Source organism: Alcanivorax sp. HI0044 (assembly GCF_001634945.1).
The window spans coordinates 1-967 of the sequence record NZ_LWEZ01001874.1; the positions used below are offsets into that span (position 1 = coordinate 1).

The 967-nt window shown below is 59.1% G+C and carries 2 protein-coding genes; both read right to left on the reverse strand.

Features of this window, described 5'->3' with window-relative positions:
* A partial coding sequence (locus A3730_RS27930; RefSeq protein WP_156501418.1) for a cation:dicarboxylate symporter family transporter occupies positions 1 to 279 on the reverse strand: 279 nt, incomplete at its 3' end.
* Positions 280 to 374: 95 nt separating this feature from the next.
* A partial coding sequence (locus tag A3730_RS27935) for a hypothetical protein (RefSeq protein WP_063539382.1) occupies positions 375 to 967 on the reverse strand: 593 nt, incomplete at its 5' end.

The window sequence follows — 967 nt, forward strand, 5'->3', positions numbered from 1 at the left end:
GATCAGCACGGCTACCAGAGTGGTAGTCATGTACAGGGCCACGGTTTTCAGGCCCATTCGGCCCAGATTCTGCCCATCACCGACGCCCACCATGCCGTTGATAATGGCTGTCACAATCAACGGAATGACGACCATTTTAAGGGCATTGATAAACAGGGTTCCCACCAGATCGTAGCCGCTGAGCACAGGCAGCCCGAGTAGCGTACTGGATTCGGCGGTGAAACTGCCTGCCAGTGCGCCGGCCAGCATGGCAATGAATATCTGGTGGTGTAATTTCACTGTCTCCCCCTGGTGGCCATCAATGGCCACCCCTGCCTTTGCTTATTCGATCCCTGAGAGTACCTGATCCTGTCTCGGTGCACAGTGGGGCAGTGCTACATCAAGGTTTGCAGGGCCTCCTTGTCATCCAGTCGGTTCAGCGTTGCCTGGTACGCCGCCTTGAGTTGTCGATCCGCCTCGACAGGGCCCAGCCGTTCGCATAGCAGGACATAGGTGCGGTTCAGTTGGTCTCGCAAGCTGGTCAAGGGTAGGGGGCTCAGTGATTGGTCCGGTGATTGTAGCCAGTATTCCATGGTCAGGCGGGTTTCGGGGCTAACGCTGGCCTGGCGCAGTTGTGCACCCAAATCCAGCTGTATCTGGCTGGCTGCCCGTTTGCCAAGTCCCTGCCACAGGGCCTGGAGCAGGCACTGAAACGCATGGGTGCACGGGTGCGCTTCGGTGTGGTTGTGGTTGCTGTTGGCCAATGGATCGGCGGCCAGTTCGCTGTCGGAAAGCGTCATCGCTTGCACCAGGCTCATGTGAATATGGTGGCGCCGTTCGCCCAAGTCGAACAGGCGACACAGATCGCTGACAAAGCCCTGCAGGGAAAAGCTGGGTCGCTCCGCGTAATGCTGCTGCCAGTGGCTGACCGCCTCCAGCNGGANCGGCTCATTCATGTAGGGCGTAAGGCCGGTGACGATAGCGCGCC